Consider the following 223-nt stretch of genomic DNA (forward strand, 5'->3'; position numbering starts at 1 on the left):
CCAGCTGAGCTAAGGCCCCATGTTTTTGGGAATATCGGGAAGACAGGATTTGAACCTGCGACCCCCTGGTCCCAAACCAGGTGCTCTACCAAGCTGAGCCACTTCCCGTTAATAAAAGCGCGCCCGAGAGGAGTCGAACCCCTAACCTCTTGATCCGTAGTCAAACGCTCTATCCAATTGAGCTACGGGCGCATATGGTGCCGAGGGCGGGGGTCGAACCCGC

2 tRNA genes are annotated in these 223 nt (G+C 57.0%); both read right to left on the reverse strand.

Annotated elements, in window-relative coordinates:
• Positions 1-34: 34 nt before the first annotated feature.
• Positions 35-108, reverse strand: a tRNA-Pro gene (locus tag MR083_RS27410).
• A gap of 10 nt (positions 109-118) precedes the next feature.
• A tRNA-Arg gene (locus MR083_RS27415) sits at positions 119-192 on the reverse strand.
• Positions 193-223: the final 31 nt, after the last annotated feature.

The sequence above is a fragment of the Bacillus cereus group sp. BfR-BA-01408 genome (genome assembly GCF_022663305.1).
GTDB lineage: Bacteria > Bacillota > Bacilli > Bacillales > Bacillaceae_G > Bacillus_A > Bacillus_A pacificus.